Annotated in this window: 20 protein-coding genes and 1 pseudogene; 9 read left to right on the forward strand and 12 right to left on the reverse strand. The window is 61.5% G+C overall.

Features of this window, described 5'->3' with window-relative positions:
- From RWJ89_RS32610 to RWJ89_RS32645, 8 genes and pseudogenes are all read right to left on the reverse strand, one after another.
- A pseudogene (locus tag RWJ89_RS32610) lies at positions 1-100 on the reverse strand (sugar ABC transporter permease); the annotation flags it as partial.
- A 142-nt stretch (positions 101-242) separates the two neighbouring features.
- The gene (locus RWJ89_RS32615) at positions 243-1,505 is read right to left on the reverse strand and encodes an ABC transporter substrate-binding protein (RefSeq protein ID WP_316032013.1); all 1,263 of its coding nucleotides are present in this window, start codon (positions 1,503-1,505) and stop codon (positions 243-245) included.
- Between the two features lie 89 nt (positions 1,506-1,594).
- Positions 1,595-3,115: an aldehyde dehydrogenase family protein gene (locus tag RWJ89_RS32620; protein ID WP_316032014.1), complete on the reverse strand. Its 1,521-nt coding sequence runs from the start codon at positions 3,113-3,115 to the stop codon at positions 1,595-1,597.
- Positions 3,115-3,894, reverse strand: a complete 780-nt coding sequence (locus RWJ89_RS32625; RefSeq protein WP_222037174.1) for an enoyl-CoA hydratase/isomerase family protein — start codon at positions 3,892-3,894, stop codon at positions 3,115-3,117. Before RWJ89_RS32625 ends, RWJ89_RS32620 begins: the two co-directional genes overlap by 1 nt.
- On the reverse strand, positions 3,887-5,500 hold the full coding sequence (locus tag RWJ89_RS32630) for an acyl CoA:acetate/3-ketoacid CoA transferase (RefSeq protein WP_316032015.1): 1,614 nt from the start codon (positions 5,498-5,500) through the stop codon (positions 3,887-3,889). Before RWJ89_RS32630 ends, RWJ89_RS32625 begins: the two co-directional genes overlap by 8 nt.
- A gap of 9 nt (positions 5,501-5,509) precedes the next feature.
- Complete coding sequence (locus tag RWJ89_RS32635; protein WP_316032016.1) at positions 5,510-6,556, reverse strand: LacI family DNA-binding transcriptional regulator; 1,047 nt, start codon at positions 6,554-6,556, stop codon at positions 5,510-5,512.
- Positions 6,557-7,063: 507 nt separating this feature from the next.
- Entirely contained in the window at positions 7,064-7,354 is a 291-nt protein-coding gene (locus RWJ89_RS32640) for a cupin domain-containing protein (protein WP_316032017.1), read from the reverse strand.
- 3 nt (positions 7,355-7,357) lie between these two features.
- Entirely contained in the window at positions 7,358-7,522 is a 165-nt protein-coding gene (locus RWJ89_RS32645) for a hypothetical protein (RefSeq protein ID WP_316032018.1), read from the reverse strand.
- Between the two features lie 222 nt (positions 7,523-7,744).
- On the opposite strand from RWJ89_RS32645, the gene RWJ89_RS32650 reads away from it, so the two are divergent.
- Both RWJ89_RS32650 and RWJ89_RS32655 read left to right on the forward strand, forming a co-directional pair.
- Complete coding sequence (locus tag RWJ89_RS32650) at positions 7,745-9,280, forward strand: sensor histidine kinase (protein WP_221999628.1); 1,536 nt, start codon at positions 7,745-7,747, stop codon at positions 9,278-9,280.
- 63 nt (positions 9,281-9,343) lie between these two features.
- Positions 9,344-9,961: a carboxymuconolactone decarboxylase family protein gene (locus tag RWJ89_RS32655; protein ID WP_003547626.1), complete on the forward strand. Its 618-nt coding sequence runs from the start codon at positions 9,344-9,346 to the stop codon at positions 9,959-9,961.
- Between the two features lie 39 nt (positions 9,962-10,000).
- Here the strand turns inward: RWJ89_RS32655 and RWJ89_RS32660 are convergent, their stop codons facing one another.
- On the reverse strand, positions 10,001-10,975 hold the full coding sequence (locus RWJ89_RS32660; RefSeq protein ID WP_221999640.1) for an alpha/beta hydrolase: 975 nt from the start codon (positions 10,973-10,975) through the stop codon (positions 10,001-10,003).
- Between the two features lie 467 nt (positions 10,976-11,442).
- Here RWJ89_RS32660 and RWJ89_RS32665 point away from each other — a divergent pair, with 467 nt between their 5' ends.
- Together RWJ89_RS32665 and RWJ89_RS32670 are read left to right on the forward strand one after the other, a co-directional pair.
- Positions 11,443-12,033, forward strand: a complete 591-nt coding sequence (locus tag RWJ89_RS32665) for a nucleoside 2-deoxyribosyltransferase (protein WP_316032019.1) — start codon at positions 11,443-11,445, stop codon at positions 12,031-12,033.
- Between the two features lie 240 nt (positions 12,034-12,273).
- Positions 12,274-13,278, forward strand: coding sequence for a ketopantoate reductase family protein (locus RWJ89_RS32670; protein ID WP_316032020.1), 1,005 nt, complete (start codon positions 12,274-12,276; stop codon positions 13,276-13,278).
- 41 nt (positions 13,279-13,319) lie between these two features.
- Here the strand turns inward: RWJ89_RS32670 and RWJ89_RS32675 are convergent, their stop codons facing one another.
- A complete protein-coding gene (locus RWJ89_RS32675) occupies positions 13,320-14,315 on the reverse strand; it encodes an alpha/beta fold hydrolase (RefSeq protein WP_170269104.1) in 996 nt (331 codons plus the stop codon).
- Between the two features lie 135 nt (positions 14,316-14,450).
- Here RWJ89_RS32675 and RWJ89_RS32680 point away from each other — a divergent pair, with 135 nt between their 5' ends.
- From RWJ89_RS32680 to RWJ89_RS32700, 5 genes are all read left to right on the forward strand, one after another.
- Positions 14,451-14,609 carry a hypothetical protein gene (locus tag RWJ89_RS32680; protein ID WP_316032021.1) on the forward strand — a complete coding sequence of 53 codons (159 nt, stop codon included), beginning with the start codon at positions 14,451-14,453 and terminating at the stop codon, positions 14,607-14,609.
- 8 nt (positions 14,610-14,617) lie between these two features.
- Positions 14,618-15,538: a 4-hydroxy-tetrahydrodipicolinate synthase gene (gene dapA / locus RWJ89_RS32685; protein ID WP_316032022.1), complete on the forward strand. Its 921-nt coding sequence runs from the start codon at positions 14,618-14,620 to the stop codon at positions 15,536-15,538.
- 117 nt (positions 15,539-15,655) lie between these two features.
- Positions 15,656-15,838: a hypothetical protein gene (locus tag RWJ89_RS32690; RefSeq protein ID WP_246621753.1), complete on the forward strand. Its 183-nt coding sequence runs from the start codon at positions 15,656-15,658 to the stop codon at positions 15,836-15,838.
- A 26-nt stretch (positions 15,839-15,864) separates the two neighbouring features.
- Complete coding sequence (locus RWJ89_RS32695; protein ID WP_168326423.1) at positions 15,865-16,128, forward strand: hypothetical protein; 264 nt, start codon at positions 15,865-15,867, stop codon at positions 16,126-16,128.
- Between the two features lie 133 nt (positions 16,129-16,261).
- On the forward strand, positions 16,262-16,573 hold the full coding sequence (locus RWJ89_RS32700) for a DUF1883 domain-containing protein (RefSeq protein WP_020049547.1): 312 nt from the start codon (positions 16,262-16,264) through the stop codon (positions 16,571-16,573).
- A 13-nt stretch (positions 16,574-16,586) separates the two neighbouring features.
- On the opposite strand, the gene RWJ89_RS32705 is transcribed toward RWJ89_RS32700, so the two are convergent.
- Together RWJ89_RS32705 and RWJ89_RS32710 are read right to left on the reverse strand one after the other, a co-directional pair.
- Positions 16,587-17,903 carry a replication-associated recombination protein A gene (locus RWJ89_RS32705; RefSeq protein WP_221999621.1) on the reverse strand — a complete coding sequence of 439 codons (1,317 nt, stop codon included), beginning with the start codon at positions 17,901-17,903 and terminating at the stop codon, positions 16,587-16,589.
- Positions 17,900-19,303 carry a DegQ family serine endoprotease gene (locus RWJ89_RS32710; RefSeq protein WP_131640317.1) on the reverse strand — a complete coding sequence of 468 codons (1,404 nt, stop codon included), beginning with the start codon at positions 19,301-19,303 and terminating at the stop codon, positions 17,900-17,902. Before RWJ89_RS32710 ends, RWJ89_RS32705 begins: the two co-directional genes overlap by 4 nt.
- Positions 19,304-19,314 lie beyond the last annotated feature (11 nt).

Genomic DNA, 19,314 nt, shown 5'->3' on the forward strand with positions numbered 1-19,314 from the left:
GCACGATCTTCGGCAGCGCATCCTGCAGCCGGCCCCTCAACGAGATCCCCGTCGATTGCCTCGGCGTCAAAACCGGATCGGTGGTCGCAACGGTGCTCATGGAATGTCATCTCCTTCCCGCAATCGGCCCTGCATGATCGGCTCTGCGTCATCGTCCGGGCATGATTGTCCGCGCATGATCGGCGCGAAGCCTGAAGCTTCCCCGCGGAACACGCGGGGAAGCATTGTCATCACACCTGGTCTCAGCGGGCGTCGTCGATCGCCTGGACGAGTTGCTTAACGGCTTCGTCGGAGGTCTTGATCTGGCCGTGGACGAACTTCGAGACGACATCCTTGTAGGCATTGGCGATCGCCGGCGGTGCGCCGTAGCCCTGCGCCAGCGAGCCGAACAGCGTGCCGCCTTCGTTGGCTGCCTTCAGGTCGGCGATGCCCTTCTTGCCGCAGGCGTCGAAGTCGGTATCAGGAACATCGGTACGGGCCGGTACCGAACCCTTGACGACGTTGAAGGCCGACTGGAAGCTCTTCGACAGCGTTGCCGTCGCAAGTGCTGCCTGGGCCGCCTTGCGGTCATCGGGAACGTTGAACATGCCGAACATGTCGGAGTTGTAGACCACGCTGCCGTCGGTGCCGGGGAAGCGGTAGCACAGGAAGTCGGTGTCCGGCGTCTTCTTGGCGGCGACGAATTCGCCCTTGGCCCAGTCGCCCATCACCTGCACCAGCGCGTCACCCTTGATGACCATGGCGGTTGCCAGGTTCCAGTCGCGGCCCGAGAAGTTCGGGTCGACATATTTGATGATCGTGGCGAGGTTATCGAACGACTTCTTCATCGTGTCGGACTTCAGCGATTCCTCGTCGAGGTCGTTGAAGGCCTTCTTGTAGAACTCCGGACCGCCGGTCGACAGCACGATGGAATCGAACATCGTCGCTTCCTGCCAGTTCTGGCCGCCAAGCGCCAGCGGGATGACGCCGGCAGCTTTCGCCTTGTCGAGCAGGGCGATCAGGTCGTCGAAGGTCTTCGGCTGGGTACCGCCGATCTTGTCCATCACAGCCTTGTTGATCCACAGCCAGTTGACCGAGTGGACGTTGACGGGAGCGGCAACCCACTTGCCGTCATAGACCGAGAACTTCTGCAGTGCTGCCGGAACCGACTTGTCCCAGCCTTCCTTCTTCGCCGTCTCCGTCAGGTCGCCCATGACGCCGGCCTCGGCATAATCGAGCACGGTATAACCCAGCATCTGCGAGGCCGTCGGATAGGTGCCGGCCGAAACCATCGCCTTCAGCGCCGTCATCGCCGCATCGCCGCCACCGCCGGCAACCGGAACGTCCTTCCAGGCAAAACCTTCCTTCGAAAGATCCTGCTTCAAGACGTTCAGCGCCGCAGCCTCACCGCCTGACGTCCACCAGTGCAGCATCTGCACTTCTTTCACGTCAGCGGCTTGGGCGGAGACGCTGGCGCCGCCCAGAGCCAATGCGATCATTGCAGTCGTGGTCAAAAACCTGTTCATCGAAAGACCTCCCAGTCTTATATTTGGAAGATGCGGGACCCATTCCCGCACCAATCACCCGCCCTCCTCGAGCGTAGTTTGGCCGCCGGCTAAGCCGGCTTTTCCGTCTGCGGCATCCACCAGCTGGTGCGTTTGCCGATATGCATGTTGAGTGTCTTGGTCTCGGTGTAATCTTCGACCGCATGGCGGCCGAGCTCACGGCCGAGGCCGCTTTGCTTGTAACCGCCGAAGGGAAGTTCCGAGGCGCCGTCCATGAAGGTGTTCATCCAGACCGTGCCTGCCCGCACCGACCGGCCGATCGTCAGGCACGTGTCGAAATCGCGGCTCCAGACACCGGCTGACAGGCCGTAGTCGATGGAATTCGCAATCCTGATCGCTTCGGCTGATGTCTCGAATGTCAGGACCGAAAGCACCGGACCAAAGACTTCCTCGCGCGCCACGGCCATATCGGGGGTGACCTCTTCGAGGATCGTCGGCGACATGAACTGCCCCATGCCGAGATCGAGCGTCTCGCCGCCATGTGAGACCCGGGCACCGCTGCTCCTCGCGCCGGTTACGTATCCTGATATCTTCTCCAGATGCTGCGGCGTGATGATGGCGCCGACCTGCGTCGAAGGATCGAGCGGGTCGCCGACCTTTACCGCCTTCGACAGCTCGGCGATCCGCTTGACGACATCGGAAGCGATTGATTTGTGAAGGATCAACCGCGAGCCTGCATTGCAGCACTCGCCGGCGTTGAAGTAAGCGCCGAAGACCGCGGCATCGATGAAGGCATCGAGATCGGCATCCGGGAACACGATCTGCGGGTTCTTCCCGCCCAGTTCCAACGAGACCTTCTTCAGCGTCTGTGCGGCATTCGACATCGTCAGCTTTCCGACACCGGTCGAGCCGGTGAAGGACACCATGTCGACGTCGGGATGAGACGTCATGACCGCGCCGACCTCTGGTCCCGTGCCGGTGACAATGTTGACGACGCCATCCGGAATGCCTGCCTCCTGCAGGATCTCTCCCAATACGAGCGTCGATCCTGAGGTCAGTTCCGAGGGCTTGACGACGGTCGTGCAACCTGCGGCCAGAGCGAATGGCAGCTTCTGGCCGACGATCAGGAACGGAAAGTTCCAGGGTGTGATGATCGACACCACCCCGATCGCTTCGCGCAAGACGACACCGAGCGTGCCGTCGCCGAGCGTGTTGTAGCTTTCACCATGGAGGTCGCGGGCAAGAGCCGCCGCGTAGCGCCATATGTCGACGGAGCCTGCAATTTCTCCCCGCACCTGGGTGATCGGCTTTCCCGCCTCGATAGCATCGAGAAATGCCAACTCCTCTGCGCGCGCCGCGATCAAATCGGCAGCCTTGAGCAGGATGGCGGAACGTTCGGAAGCGGTCATTCGGGGCCACGGCCCGAGGTCGAACGCCTTGCGTGCCGAAGCGATCGCACGCTCCGTGTCCCTCTTGCTGCCGGTCGGAAACCGGCTGACCACGACGCCGTGGCTTGGAGCGACACGCTCGATCGGATCGGAGCTGCCTGCCTCCCATTTACCATCGATGAGCATCTTGAAATCACGCGCTTTGTGATCGCTGAGCGCTGTGGGGTTGACGAGAACCGTCATTACCATTCTCCCTTGAATGTTGCCGGGCGCTTCTCGCTGAATGATGCGACGCCCTCCTTCAGATCGCCGGTCTTCGCAGCGAGGATCGAGCCCAGGGCTTCGACCGCGGTTCCATTGTCTTCGCCGTTTGCCGATGCGATCATCAACTTCGCGATCTCCGTCGCAGCCGGCCCCCTTGCGGCAATCCGCCCAGCATATTCCCTGGCAGCAGTGAGCGCGTTTCCAGTGGGGACAACCGCGTCTACGATACCGAGCAGGCGGGCCTCCTCGGCGGTGAATATCTCGCCGCCCAAGGCCATGCGCCGGACGGCCTGCGCCCCGAACCGGCGGACAAGACGCTGGGTCCCGGACCAGCCCGGCACCATGCCAAGGCCGGTCTCGGGCAGACCGATCTTGATCTGTTCCTCGGCGAGGCGAATGTCAGCGACCCCTGCAAGTTCAAGCCCTCCTCCAAGGGCGTGGCCATTCAAAGCCGCAATCAGCGGCATCCGGAGCGCCGCCAGTCTTTCGAAGATACGGTGGCCGTGGCGAACCCAGAGATGACCGAACTCCTGAGGCGACATTCCGCCCCAGGCCTTGATATCACCGCCGGCAGAAAAGCCCTTTCCTTCACCCGTGAGAATGGCAGCGCGCACATTGGCGTTCGCCTCCACTTCGTCGGCCGCGTCCGCCAGCGCTTTCAGCATGTCGAGGTCGAGCGCGTTCAGCTTCTCCGGACGAGAAATCGTCAGCGTCGCAACATGTCCATCGACGTCAATTCTGACTGTTCCGCTAGCCATCGAAGTTGCCCTCCAGCGTCCGTGTCCTCTTTTCTGGAAGCGACAGGCCGATGTTTGTCTCCAGGAAAAGCGCGGCGTCCATGACCTTCAGGTCGGGCGCTACGATCAGCGGAAACTCCGACTGATCGAGGATGTGGGATTGGAGATCGACGCCGGGCGCAATCTCGGCGAGGACGACGCCGTCGGGCGTCAGCTTCATCACGCACCGCTCGGTGACATAGGTGATCTCCTGCCCCTGCTCGATCGCGCGTTTGCCGCTGAAGGTGACATGTTCGACCTCGTTCACGAGCTTCTTCAGCTTGCCTTCCCTCTCGATCAGAAGAGCTCCATCGGCGATCGAAAGCTTCGCTCCGGCATTGAACATGCCTGAGAAGACGATCTTCTTCGCCCGCGCAGTGATATCGACGAAGCCTCCGGCGCCAGCCGTCACATGCGGCCGGAAGGAGAGCTTGGAGACGTTGACCGAACCGTCTTTGCCGATCTCGAGGAAAGACAGCAGCGAGACATCGAAGCCTGCGCCCTGGAAATAGGTGAACTGATAGGGAGACGGCATGTAGGCGTCGGCGTTGGAGGCGCAGCCAAAGGCGAAGTCGAGCAGCGGCACGCCACCGACCGCGCCTTGCTCGATCACCCAGGTGACCGCTCCGTGAAGCCCCTCCTCCAGCAGAATTCGCGGCACGTTGGCCGATATGCCGAAGCCGAGATTGACGCAGCTTCCCGCTTGCAGTTCCTGCGCAACACGACGCGCGATGACTTTCTGAACATTGAACTCCGGAACGCTGAAACTATCGAGCGGGCGGAAGATCTCCCCGGAAATCGCCGGATCATATTGCGTCTGCGTCGTCTGCTTCTGTTCCGGATCGACGATCACATAATCGACGAGCATTCCAGGCACCCGAACGTCATGGGGCTTCAGCGAGCCTTCCTTGGTGATCTGCTTGACCTGGGCGATGACGATGCCGCCGTTGTTGCGCGCGGCCAGCGCCTGATCGAGGCCGCCGAGATAGGCGCCTTCATGTTCGTATGTCAGGTTGCCGCGCTCGTCGGCGGTGGTGGCGCGGATGATGGCGACTTCAGGGACGATCGAGGGAAAGAACAGCCAGTCGTCGCCCTCGAAGCTCACGCGCTTGACCACCGGATGTTCCGACGCCAGGCCGTTCATCGCGCAACCCTGCCGCTTGGGATCGACGAACGTATCGATGCCGATCTTGGTCAGGACGCCCGGCCGCTTGGCGGCGGCTTCACGATGAATGTCGAACAGGATACCCGAGGGAATGTTGTAGGCCGGGATTTCGTTATTGGTGATCATTTGCCAGATCAGCGGCGGCTCTGACGATGACGGACCGGACGGATAGGAACCACCGATGATGCGCTTGAGCAGGCCCTTCTTGGCGATATGGTCGACGCCCCTGATGCCGCTCATGTCGCCGGCAGCGATCGGATGGAGGGTCGTGAGATCACGAGGATGGCCGGTCGCATCGAAACGCTCGCCAATCGCCTTCAGCATCAGGTCCGGGCAACCGAGACCGCTCGAGGAAGACACCGTTACAACAGCGCCATCCGGGATGAGCGCGGCTGCTTCGGTTGGGGTGAGATGCTTCTTCATCGGCGTTACTCAGAGTCCTGTTTCGATTTTTACGCTATTGCGGGCTCCGCAGCTCTCGCGAACGACCAGCCGAACCGCTGTTGTCACCGTCTCCGCCTCGGCCTTGCCCGCATTGATCTGCTTCAGAAGCAGCTGCGCGCCGCGGCGTCCAATGCCCTGCGGATCGACCGAAACCGTCGTGAGCGCAGGAACCGCCGCCTGAGCCTCGATGACGTCGTCGAAACCCACGACCGCGAAGTCGGAGCCGGGCTCCAGACGGCGCGCACGCAGTCCGTCGCAAACACCGAAGGCTACGGCATCGTTGAAGCAGACGGCTGCCGTGGGTTTGTCGGCAAGAACGAGTGCTTTTCCGATCGCCTCTCCCCCGCCGGCTCGCGAAGGCGCCGACGAGATGACAAGGTCTTGGTGATAGTCGAGCCCGGCTGCCTCCATGCCGCTTCGGTAACCGGCAAGGCGGTCGTCGAAGACAGCGGTGTCGGGAAAGCCACCGAGAAAAGCGATGCGCCTGTGACCGAGATCCGCCAGGTGCTTGACCGCGGACATCATGCCCGCCTGGTTGTCGGAGACGACGGACGAGACCTTGGCGCCAGGCAGGTTTCTGACGACCACCACCACCGGGATCCCTGCGGCGACAAGCGGCTTGAAGTCTGCGGCATCGGTGGCGCGCGCCGGCGATACGATGAGCCCCGAGATGCCATGCTCCCGCATCGACGCGACAACCTCGCGCTGCCTGTCGATGCTCTCGCTGGTATTCGACAGGAATTGCACGAACCCGGCCGACTGAACGACCATATCGACGCCGACCGCCAGTTCCGCGAAGAAGCTGTTTGTCAGGTCGTTGACGACGACCCCGATGATCCTCGACTTGGCACTGGCCTGCCGAAGATTGGCGGCGCCGCGATTGTAGACATAACCCAGCTCGCGCATCACGGCATTGACCTTGGAACGTGTCCCCTCATTGACCAGGGAGGAGCCCTGAAGCACCAGCGAAACCGTCGATTTCGAGACGCCTGCGGCCTTCGCGATGTCGATGACGGTTACCCGCGCCTTTGTCATTTCCCCTCCCGACGCCAACGTCGACTGATTGCTTAAATATTTGGAACGTTCCAAATATGTCAAGAGAAATTTGTGCGGATTGTTAGATTATGGAGGCTTTGGCCTTCTCCGAGCGCTGGAATCTCATCTTATAAATTGGAACGATCTAAAAAGTTGGCCTTGCCTGAGAAGCCTATGTCGATGTTTCTGCAAAAATGTGGAAGATTCGGGCTCGTCCGTTATTTCCGTCGAAGCGACAAGACCTTCTAAGAAAAGCAGGAAGGGCTTCCGAAGTCCCCTCGCCGCTGCCGTTCCAAGAGGATTGAAGGAGTTACAGCGTCCTTTGTGCGCCCGAAAGAACGGACGGCGCTCTAGCGGACTTTCCTGGTTCAACAGGGACGACTCTACTGCTCAGCCTGGCGTTCCATCTGAAGTCGACATACGGTTCGCCGCAGCCTGCCGGAGCACGCAAAACAGCGTCTTCATTGAACTCTGGTTCCGCTATCGCAATACGGCGCGATAATCAATTTAAGTGGGCCAGTCAGGCAGCAGGGTGATGCCAAATTTCGCGGAAGCCGTCCTGAGGCGTTCAACCTCCTCGGGTGTCGGCGGTGCGGCCACTTCGCCTTGCCGGCGTTCGTGGCCAGCTTCTTCAAGGAACTGATCGAAGAGAGCCGGCGTATCGATCAGGATATAGCGTGCCGGCCGGCCGCTCATATTCATCAGTTGATGTGGCACCCCGCGCTCGAGAAAGATGCTCTGACCAGCGGTCAATCTGTGCCCTTCTCCGTTGACCACGGCGGTTAGGGCGCCCTCCATGACCTATATGGTTTCGTCGTCCTCGGCGAGGACATGGATCGGCGTCTTCGTATTTCCGCCGCTGATATTTTCGAAGAGGCAGAATTGACCGTTGGTCTGGCGGCCGGACAGCAGGCGTTTCATAACCACGCCGGCCAGAACAAACTCTTTCGTTTCCATGCTGCTCATAGCGATCATCCTTAGCTCCCACACGATCGTTGCCAAGCGCTATCACCAGCAAACTAGCATGAGCCATTCGTCGGACAATAAAGCCAGCAGGCCATGCTGCGGCGACCCGCTCTCTTCCAGGTTTCCGTCGAGGAATTCCCGACGATAGACATTAGCGAAACTTTATCGTTTCTGACGAATGCTATGGATACGTGCAACGCGCCAGATCTGAAGCAGGGCCGGATGATGTCACACTCGTTTGAATCCATTCTGGAGAGCCTGCCTCAGGGTATCGTTCTGCTTGATCCTGCCGGTACGGTGACGGCTTTCAATTCCCGCACGCTTGATATTCTCGGCCTTGCGGAAGGAGCCATTCGCAAAGGCATGAATATCGACGGATTGCCGGGCACTGCAGACTGCCGTGCAGTGGCATCCCGTCGGTCGATGGCCGGTGCAGCGCCCACGTCTCAATTTGCCCTTTCCGACGGAGGGATGGTCGCATTGACCTGCGCGCCGTCGAAGGACGGAGGCTGGATCCTCAGCTACGAAGACATCTCGACCCTCATTCGCGTCGAAGACAGCCTGACTGAGCAACATCGCCGGTTCGACGCAGCCCTCAGCAACATGCCGCATGGGCTGTGCATGTTCGATTCGTCAAAGAATCTCATTCTGTGCAACGCCTCCTATGCACGGATGTACAATCTGCCGGACCTGCTGACGCAACCGGGAACGCCACTTGTGGATATCCTGACCTATCGCAGCCGGGAGGGAAATGGCCCGGCCGATACCGCCGCCTATTTTGACGTGGTCTTCGAAGCGACAGCGCGCGGTGCGCCGGCCAGCCAGAACATCGTCCTGGCCGATGGACGCGTTATCAAAATCACCCACAATCCGATGCAAACGGGTGGATATGTGGCCACGCATGAGGACGTGACAAAGACCGTGCGACTTGCCGAAGAGCTGCGCCGGCATCACGATCAGCTCGAAGCGACGGTTAAGAGCCGCACGGCGGAAGTCGAGCGGCAGGCGCGGGAGCTCGAGCGCATGCTGGCGCAGGAGCGCAACATCAACGAATTGCAGCGGCAATTCGTGGCGATGGCATCCCATGAATTCAGGACCCCGCTTGCAATCATCGACGCTGCTGCCCAGCGGCTGTTGCGAAAAAGGGGGGCGGTCGAGCCCGAATTTCTCAGCGACAAGGTCGATCAAATCCGCGCATCGGTGACCCGGATTGTCGATCTCATGGAGAGCATCCTGTCAGCCGGACGCCTTGATACCGGCAAGATCGACATCAACTACGACGCCTGCGCATTGAGATCATTGATAAAAACATGTTGCGAGCGGCAATCGACGATTGCAAAATCGCACTGCTTTGTGTTGGATATCGATGGGTTGCCGGAGTTCATCGATGCCGATCCCCGCACGTTGGCCCAGGTCTTTACCAACCTGCTTTCCAATGCCGTCAAATACGCGCCTGGAACCTCCGAAATTCGCGTCACCGCATGGGCAGAGACGGGAAACGTCAAAGTTTCGATCAGCGATGATGGCGTGGGGATCGATGCCGAAGACGTGCCCCGGCTGTTCCAGCGCTATTTTCGTGCCCGGACGTCGACCGGGATTGCCGGAACCGGTATCGGCCTCAATCTGGTGAAGCAGATCGTTGAACTGCACAACGGCTCGATAGAGGTTCGAAGCGCAAGAGGATGCGGATCGACGTTTACCGTAACCCTTCCCATCAAGAGAAGTGGTAGCGCTTCCGCGACCAATAACGCTGCCTGACGTTTCAGGATTGCTGTCCTGCATATCTACCCTATCCTTCTCACAATAGAGGAGGATCATGCCATGGCTTTCATTCACACCCCCAATGCATCCGCCAGCGAGAAGACGACGTCGATGTATGCGTCGGCCGAGGCGAATTATGGTTATCTGCCGAACATGTACCGGGCCTTCGGCCATCGGCCGGAGGTGATGGAGAGCTGGGCGGCGCTGCTTTCGAGCATTCGCGGCCATATGAGCTTGCGGCGCTACGAACTGGTGACGCTGGCTGCGGCCAAGGAGCTCAAATCCTCCTATTGCATGCTGGCGCACGGCTCGGTGCTGCTGCGCGAGGGTTTCACCAGCGACGGGCTGACGGCTGTTGTCAACGAGACGGAGAAGGCGCCGATCGATGCCGGCGAACGCGCGATCATGGCTTTTGCCGCCAAGGTGGCGCGCGATGCGACGTCGGTGACGCAGCAGGATATAGACGGGCTAAAGAAACATGGGCTGAGCGACGCCGATGTCTTCGACGTCACGGCTGCGGCAGCGGCCCGGTGTTTCTTCTCGAAAATGCTGGATGCGCTGGGCGCTGCACCCGACCACGCCTATATCGAGCGGCTGGAACCGAATGTGCGAAAGGCGCTCAGCGTCGGCCGGGAAGTCGAGCGGCCTCTGGCGCCGTCACCGTCTCGCGCGCAATGATGCGATGACGGAGGCGCCAGGACGCCTGGTCCTGCGGCCCTATTCCTGCGGTTTGTCGGCAAAATGCCGGATCGCAAATTCGGCGATATTCTGGCTCGACCGATCGGCATCGTCGAGCAGAGAGGGAAACAGCTGCCACTGATGGGGCATGCCCGGCCAGACCTCGGTGGTGACATCCACGCCCGCCTGGCGCGCCTTGTCGGCGAGCCGCAGCGTGTCGTCCAGCAGGACTTCGCCGGAGCCGACCTGCAGCAGCAGCGGCGGAAAACCGGTCATGTCGGCATAGAGCGGCGACGCCTGGGGATCGGTCGGAGATCGGCTGCCGAGATAAGTCTTGCGCAAGCTCTCGATTGACATCTTGCTGACCAGCGGATCGCTTTCGGCATTCGATGTCATCGAGCCGCCCGTCGCGGCAAGATCAGTGATGGGGCTGAGTGCAATCACCGCCGCCGGCAGCGGTTTCGCCGCTCGCATCTGCCGCAGCACCGTCTCGATCGCGATATTGCCGCCGGCGCCGTCTCCGGCCACGATGACATTCTCGCTCCGATAGCCGTTGTCGAGAAGCCAGCGATAGGCGGTCAGCGCGTCGTTGATCTGCGCGGGATAGCCATATTCCGGCATCAGCCGATAATCAATGAGAAGAATGTCGCTGGATGCGGCCTTGGCGAGCGAGCCGGCAAGCAGGCTATGTGTGCGAATGGAGCCACTGGAAAAACCGCCGCCATGAATATAGAGAATTACCCTTTGGCCGATCGGGTGATGAAGACGGGCAGGCCACATCAGCTCGGCGTCGACGCCGTCGGCGTCGACCTGCCGCACCTGGATGCGCGTCGGCCCCGGCGTCGTCTCCATCAGCGTCCTGAAGGCCGTTCGCCGCTGCTGCGGGCTATCGGCGCCGGCAAGGTGATCTTTCCAGAGGCCGACGAGTTTTTCGACCTGTTCGCGCGAGGCCGGGCTTTGCGGCCCAATGTCCCGCCCGACCGCCGCCGAGGCGAGCAGCATCAGCGCAGCCAAAGCGGGGAATAGACATTTGAGCCGCTTTGGGGCTCTTCGAATACCAGCTGGCAAAATCCGACCGTTCATCAACCTCTCCCGACGATACTGGCCATGCGGCATCTTTGGCCGGTTCGTCCACCGGAGTCAAAAGGGTGACAGGCGCGAACCCCAAGCTTTTTCATTCCGCGAACATCGCCGCACCCGTCCGGGCCTGGGTGCGGTCGATGGCCGCCTTGAAGGCCGCCCATATCAGGCGGCGGCTCGATGACGGAGATAGGGCGGCTCCTCTGCAGGTCCCTCCGCTCTGCCTGGAATGAAAGTCGGCAGATGCCCGTTCCCTGTGGATTCGTCAGACTGCTCTTAAAAAATTGAACAATGCCTGCCTGCACGGCTTGCCATTTGCCGCGCTTCCGTCGGAAATGGACGACGTGCCTGGCTGCCCCCTACCCCCGGCGCCTCGTCTTGCTTGTGAGTGAAGGATACCGATGACCACCATGTATCTTGCCGGCCCGGAAGTCTTTCTTCCGGATTCCATGCCCATCATGGCCGAGAAACGCCGATTGGCGCGCCAGTTCGGCTTCGAGCCGACCGGTCCCGGCAGCGACGAAAACCAGACGCCGGTGAAGCGGACGGCCGCAGAGATCTATGCACGCAACGACGACGCCATGCGTCGAGCCGAGATCTGCCTTGCCAACATCACTCCTTTTCGAGGCGTCAGCGCCGATCCGGGTACGGTCTACGAGATCGGCTTCATGATTGCACTGGGAAAAGCGGTCTTTGCCTATACCAATCACCCCGACGACTATGGTCTGCGTGTTCGCTCGATCTGGTATGCGGGGCTCGATATCGATGAGACGAGCGGGCGCCCACGCGGACCGGATGGCATTGCGATCGAAAATCACGGGATGGCCGACAACCTGATGGTCGACGGAGGGGTCGAAGCGACGGGAGGCAAGGTGTTTCGTGCGGCCGCACTCCCGGCGGATCCTGCCCGCGACCTGGCGGTTTATTTTGAAGCGCTTGAGACGATCGCCGGCATGCGTGCAGATGGCAGTCAGCTTGACGGATCGCGCTGACGGCGCCGATTTCTTCCCTGTCAACGCTTCTCGCTGATATCAGAGGGCCCGGTTCGCCAGCATGTTCGCGAGGGAGAAGAGGACCGCAGCGATACGGTGGCGATAATCGAAGAGCAGCATGCGAGCGTCGAAAAGGCTCGCCGCCTGGCGCCCGCTCGCCTTGCTTGCGGCAAATTAGCATTCGCCTTACGCCTTTCATGACCTAGATCTAGGTTCGATCACCACCATGAAGAGGCGAGCATGTCCATTAAGTCCATCTGCATCTATGGCGCTGGGGCGCTCGGCGGCGCTATCGCCGCCAAACTTGCACGCCAGGCCGGAAACGACGCCACCATCTCCGTCGTCGCGCGCGGGGCACATCTCGACGCCATTCGCGGCAACGGTATCAGCCTGCGCGAAGCCGATGCAGAAAGGCCGCTCAATGTCCGCCTCACCGCGACTGACGATCCCAGGACATTGCCGCCGCAGGATCTCGTCATCACCGGCCTCAAGGGGCATCAGCTGGCACCCGCTGCCGAAGGCATCGCAAGCCTCCTCAAGGAGGGCACCCGCGTTCTGATGATTCTCAACGGCATCCCGTGGTGGTATTTTCACCGCGATACCCAGAGCCGGCATGCCGAGCTGCAGTTCGATGAGCTCGATCCCGGCGGCAGGCTCTGGCGGCTGATCGGACCGGAGCGGGTCATCGGCTGCGTCGCTTATCAGGGTGCCGAGGTGATCAACCCCGGCGAGATCCAGCTTTCCCACAACGGCCGCTTCGTGCTCGGCGAGCCCTCCGGCGACATCTCGCCCGATCTCGAGGCGATCGCCGCGGTGCTGACCGGCGCCGGTCTCAGCATTACGACGACAGCTGATATCCGCGGCGAGATCTGGAGCAAGCTGATGGGCAACGCCGCCTTCAACCCGATCAGCGCGCTGACCAGGGCGCTGATGACCGATATCATGGCGGATCCCGCCCTTTCGTCGACGGTCGGCAAGGTGATGAGTGAGGTCCGCGCCGTCGGCGAGGCCTTGGGTGCGCGGTTCAGCATGACCGTCGAGCAGCGGTTGGAACAATCGCGCCATATCGGCGGCGTGCGCACATCGATGCTGCAGGATCTGATCGGCGGCAAAGCGCTCGAAATCACGCCGCTGGTCGGCATGGTGGTGGCGCTCGGACGCCTGAGCGCCGTGCCGACGCCGGTTTCGGAAACGATCCTGGCGCTGGTGACTCAGTTGGATCGGGAAAGCCAGCGCGGCGGCTGATTGCGGAGCAAGGGCGGCCGGGAAAACCCGGCCGTCTTCGCTTACTTTCCAACCTGCTCGGCCCAGTTCGGCGCCTTGCCGCCGCCATCGAGGAAGGTCATCGCCATATTCGCCATGAGGGGCGAGGCGAAGGTCTCGTAGTGGGTAAGATCGGGCAGGATCGCCAGCCGGTTCTTCGACATGTTTTCCCGCATCCAGCCGGCATCGCGCAAACCGCCGCCGAGCTTGTGGTAGAAGTCGATCATGTGCTCGGGCCGGATCATGTCTGCATCGCCATAGATCAGCATAACCGGCATGGTGAGCTTGGCGACGGCATCGCTATAGTCGATGGGTTCGCGCATCAGCGCGCCCATGGCGTCGAGCAGCTTCGGAAATTCCGAAACGTCAGGCGCCACCGCCTTGTAGGAGAGGAACATCGGTGTGTCCTTCATCATGTCGGCCATACGGGCGCCGACGGCCGCCTGCTGCGGCAGCATCTCCGGGAAGAAGCCGTTCTGCGCATAGGGTGCTGAGAGTATCACTAGCCGGCGCACCTGGTCGGGAGCGTTCGCCGCCATGTTCAACGCCACCCCGCCGCCGAAGGAATAGCCGAAGACATCGAGCTTGTCGTAACCGAGCTGCTTCATCAGGATTGCCAAATCGGCGCCGATGGCCGGAAGCGCGATCGGCCGCTTGCCGAGCGGGGTGCGGCCATGGCCCTGCAGATCGACGGCGATCACCTGCCGGTGGTCGGTGAAAACAGGCATGACCGGCGCGAACATCTCGATCTGCCCGAGGCCGCCGTGAAGGAGCAGCAGCGGTTCGCCCTCGCCGCGGATCTCGTAATAATAATCGATGCCGTTGACCGGCAGACTTCCCTTCCTGACAATCGGCGCTGCAGCCTTCTTCTCCTCGACAACAGGCATGCTGCTGTCGGCGCCCGATATACCGGGCGCTGCCAGGAATGCGGCGGCCGTTGCGATCATCGAAATCAGCGTCATCTTCGACATGTCCTTGCTCCGTGTTTGCATCGATACCGCAAGGACGGCGGCGCTCATGTCTTTCCGACAGCACGCTTCGAATTTTCTCGCAACGGCCTTTATGCTGTTCCTATATTTTCGTGCCCCGCTTCGAATGGATTTCCTATCGCGCCCAGCAGTAGGCTTTCGCCATCACTGCAAAGGTCAAATGCCATGCGAAATGTCATGTCCTCCGGTTTCCAGCGCCTTCGCCCACACAGGATCAAGCGCGGCAGCCGACAGATGCGCGAAAAGCGCACCGCCCAGGCGCTGATCGTCTTTGGCGTGGTGCTCGCCTGCGTCGAACTCTACGTCACTTTCGGCGCGCTCTGAGATCCGCCATGGAAACGGCGAGAATGCCGCGCCTTGGCGGCGCGATCACCGCTCTTGTCACGCCTTTTCGCCATGGCGGCCTCGACAGGCCGGCGTTTCGGGCGCTTGCAGAATGGCAGATCCTCAGCGGCGTCGACGGGCTTGCTGTCTGCTCCGCGTCAGGGGAAGGCCCGACGCTTTCGCCGCAGGAACGCGCTGAGGTGATCGACCTCGGCATCCGGTCCGCGGCCGGCCGCGTTTGCGTCATCGCCGCCACCGGCACCAACTCCACCGAAAGCACGATCGCACTCACCCGCGAGGCCGAATCGCTCGGCGCCGCCGCTGCACTCGTCACCGTGCCCTATTATTCCAAGCCCGGGCAGAAAGGCATCATCCACCACTTCGAGCAGGTGGCAGCGGCGAGCCGACTGCCTGTCATAGTCGACCATGCGCCGGCGCAGGCGGCGAGCGATCTTTCGACGGACACGTTCTTCAGCCTGGCCGCCATCCCGGGGATTGTCGGCATTCGCGACGCGACGGGCGACATCGCTCGCTTCGCCGGGCTTTCGCCGATCCTGCGACAGCGCTTCCGCTTCTTTTCCGGCCATGACCCTTCCGCGCTCGCCTTCACCATCGCTGGCGGCGACGGCGTGATCTCGCCGGGCGCCAACGTTCTGCCAAGGCTCTTCACCTCGATGCAGCAGGCAGCACGGGCCGGAAACATTTCGGCCGCGCGTTCTCTGCAGGATCGGCTGCTGCCGCTGATATCAGCCCTCGGGCCGGAGGGCGATCCGGCGAGGATCAAACACGCGCTTCGGCTGATGCGCGGCCTGGAGGCCGAGCTTCGCCTTCCGCTTGTCGCTGCCGAGCCGGAGATGGGTTTTGCCATCGGCAAGGCGCTTGCGCCCTTTGTTGACGAAAGCAGCGCGAGGATGGCGTTATCCCTATGAGATTTTTATATTTTCGTTTTCGCCGCCAAATGGAAACCCTATCCACCCGAGCTTATTTTTGAAGCGTGACACCGCCGCTCGATCAAGCGGCGGTTGAGATTTCGAAAGGACAAACCGATGTCACGCCTGACTGAACCGAGTGCCGAGAGCGACCCGCTGCAACGCAGCCGCCTCAGCACACTCGCCGCCGATCCCTCCCATTCGATGCTCTCCGGCCTTACCGCGATTGCGCCTCGCCTTGCGATGACGCTGGCCTTTGCTGGCCTGGTCCAGATGATGTTCGACCTCATCTCCCGTTGAAGCATCAGGACCGAAGGATCACCACAATGGCAAATGCACAGCAACGCCGCAGCCTTCCCGCTACGCCACCCTCGCCTTCCGCCCGCTTCACCGTCGGCCGAGAGAGAAGCGGCCACTGGATCGTCCACGACCGTGAAGGCCTCGTCGGCGGGCTCTTCATCAATGAAGCGGCCGCCCTCCATTTCGCAGCTGGGGAATGCAACTGCCCCTCCGCCGATATCCACAGGGCGGCCGCAGGCACGGTGCTCGAATTCGCGCCCTTTGCGCGCGGCACCGCGAATATCCACTAAATCTTGCCGTACTCCCGCTGTTTTCATGCAGCGGGATTACGAAGACATGAGCTGAACGGCCGATTTCCAACTTTTCCTTAACCCACATTCTGGTAAAATCCCCGGCGCAGAGACTTCAGACGCCACGAGACCGATGCCGAAACCGAATTTCCGCTTCACCCATTACGATCTCAAGGAACAACGCACCGGAACGATCATCGAGGTGTCGTTGAATGCCGTGAACAATGTCCGCCTGATGACGGCCCCGAATTTCCAGCGGTTCACCGAGGTTCTCGATTTCAAATATATCGGCGGCGTGGCACGCAAATCGCCGATCAAGATCGCCGTTCCGGAAAGTGGTCACTGGCATGTTATCGTCGATATGGAAGGTCATCACGGGCTTGCGGAATCTTCCGTCAAGGTGATCGCAGCGCCGGCAAATCAGAAGACGCCGCGCACCTCCTGAGGTTCGCCAAGTTTCAGCGCGGATTACGCTCCTTGCGAAGTTTTGCCCACCATTCCAGCCGCTTGCGAATATCGCGCTCGAAGCCGCGTTCCGGCGGATCGTAGAAGATCTGGCGGCCCATCTTCTCCGGGAAATAATCCTGCCCGGAAAAGGCATCCGGCTCGTCGTGGTCATAGCGGTAGCCCTCGCCGTAACCCTCGCCCTTCATCAGCTTGGTCGGCGCGTTGAGGATATGCTTCGGCGGCAGCAATGAGCCGTTCTGCTTTGCCGCCTGGCTTGCCGCCTTGAAGGCGGTGTAAACGGCATTCGATTTCGGGGCGGTAGCGAGATAGACGCAGGCCTGGGCCAGCGCCAGTTCGCCTTCCGGCGAGCCGAGATACTCATAAGCATCCTTGGCGGCATTGCAGATCACCAGCGCCTGCGGATCGGCAAGACCGATATCCTCCACCGCCATGCGCACCAGCCGCCGGCCGAGATAGAGCGGGTCTTCGCCGGCATCGAACATGCGGGCGAGATAATAGAGCGCGGCATCGGGATCCGAGCCGCGTACGGATTTATGCAGCGCCGAGATCAGATTGTAGTGGCCATCCTGCGCCTTGTCGTAGACCGGGGCACGGCGCTGGACGATGCGCGTCAGGCCTTCGGTATCGAAGCTCTCGCCTTCGCGCGCCGCGCGCCAGACTTCTTCGGCGAGCGTCAGCACCGCGCGGCCGTCGCCGTCGGCCATGCGGATCAGGCTGGCGCGGGCATCCTCCGTCAGCGGCAGCGGCTTCTGCTCGATCGTCTCGGCACGCTTCAGCAGTTCCTCGAGGCTCTCCTCGTCATGCGACTTGAAGGTGAGCACACGGGCACGCGACAGCAGAGCGGCGTTGAGCTCGAAGGACGGGTTCTCGGTGGTGGCGCCGACGAGGATGACGGTTCCATCCTCCATGACGGGCAGGAAACTATCCTGCTGGGCGCGGTTGAAACGATGGATCTCATCGACGAAGAGCAGCGTCTGACGGCCGTCCATACGCCGCAAACGGGCTGTTTCGAACACCTTCTTCAGATCGGCGACGCCGGAGAAGATCGCCGATATCTGCTCGAAGGCCAGTCCCGCCTCGCCCGAAAGCAGCCGTGCCACCGTCGTCTTGCCGGTGCCCGGCGGACCCCAGAAGATCATCGAGCCAAGCGAGCCGCTTTCGATCATCCTTTTCAGCACGCCATCCTCCCCGGTCAGATGTTCCTGACCGGTGACATCGGCAAGCGTCTTCGGCCGCAGCCGGTCGGCAAGCGGCCGCCTGGCAGCGACCTCCTCCGGAACGCGCGGCGCGAAGAGATCGTTGCTCATCGGAAAAATTGCCGGATGCGCTGGCCGTCGCGCTCGATCTCGACCCGCCAGAAGCCGGGGTCGCTATCGGCGATCTCGGACAGTTCGCTGGTCGACTTCACATCGGTGCCGTTGATCGAGACGATGATATCCTTCGGTTCGAAACCGAGACGGGCAGCAGGCGAATCCTCCTTTACCTCGGATACGACGACGCCCGACGATTCCGGCGGCATGCGCAGCTCGTCGGCGACACGCGGCGACAGGTTCTCGACGACGGCGCCGGTAAACGGCGTGTGTCCGCCGATGGTGCGCTGGTCGCGCGGCGAGGTTTCCGGGGCGCGGGCGAGCGTCAACGGCAGTTGCTCCTCGCGGCCGTTCTCGATGACGGTGAGCTTGACCGAATTGCCGAGACCGGCTGTGGTCAGCCGGTAGAGCAGCGCGTCGGGATGCTCGACGGAAATCCCGTCAACGGCGGTGACGATCTCGCCGGCCTTCAGCCCGGCCTTGGCCGCCGGCCCACCTTCCGAAACCTTGACGACGAGCGCGCCGCGGGCCTTGTTCAGCCCCAGCGCCTCAGCCACTTCCGAGGTCACCGCATCGAAGCTTGCGCCGACATAGGGGCGCTCGAAGGATTTGACGCCGGCATCGGCAGACGCGAGGAAGACCTTGACCAGATTGGCAGGGATGGCGAAACCGATGCCGTTCGAGCCGCCGCCGCGCGAGAAGATCGCGGTGTTGATGCCGATCAGTTCGCCCTTCATGTTCATCAGGGCGCCGCCGGAATTGCCGGGATTGATCGAGGCATCGGTCTGGATGAAGAAGCCGAATTCGTTCCTGATCACCTGGTTGCGGGCAAGCGCTGAGACGATGCCGCTCGTCACCGTCTGGCCGACACCGAAGGGATTACCGATCGCCAGCACGAGATCGCCGACCTCGACTGAATCGGAATTGCCGATCGGCAGCGCCGGAAAGCTTGCCGTGGTGTCGATCTTCAGCACGGCAAGATCGACGCGATCATCGCGCAGCACCACTTTGCAGGGGAACTCGCGGCCGTCCGAGAGGGCAATCTTGATGTCATCGGCGCCCTCGATGACGTGATTGTTGGTGACGACAGTGCCGTTCGCCTCGACGATGACGCCGGAGCCGAGCGAAGACTGCTTCTCCGAACGGTTCGGCATCTGCTGGCCGAAAAACTGCTCGAAGAAAGGATCGCCGGCAAAGGGCGACTGCCGCCGGATAGTCTTTTCCGCATAGACATTGACGACGGCGCCCGACGTCTGTTTGACGAGCGGCGCGAAGGAGAGCTGCATCTGCATCTGGCTCTCGGGTATGGCCTTTGCCGTCTGCGCATGGGCAGCAAGCGGCAGAACGAGCATGAGAGCAAATAGCGAGACGGAGGCGCGCTTGAACAGGCCTTGCATGGGTATCCCTT

The sequence above is a fragment of the Rhizobium sp. 10PS4 genome (assembly GCF_032464805.1).
In the GTDB taxonomy this organism is placed as follows: domain Bacteria; phylum Pseudomonadota; class Alphaproteobacteria; order Rhizobiales; family Rhizobiaceae; genus Rhizobium; species Rhizobium laguerreae.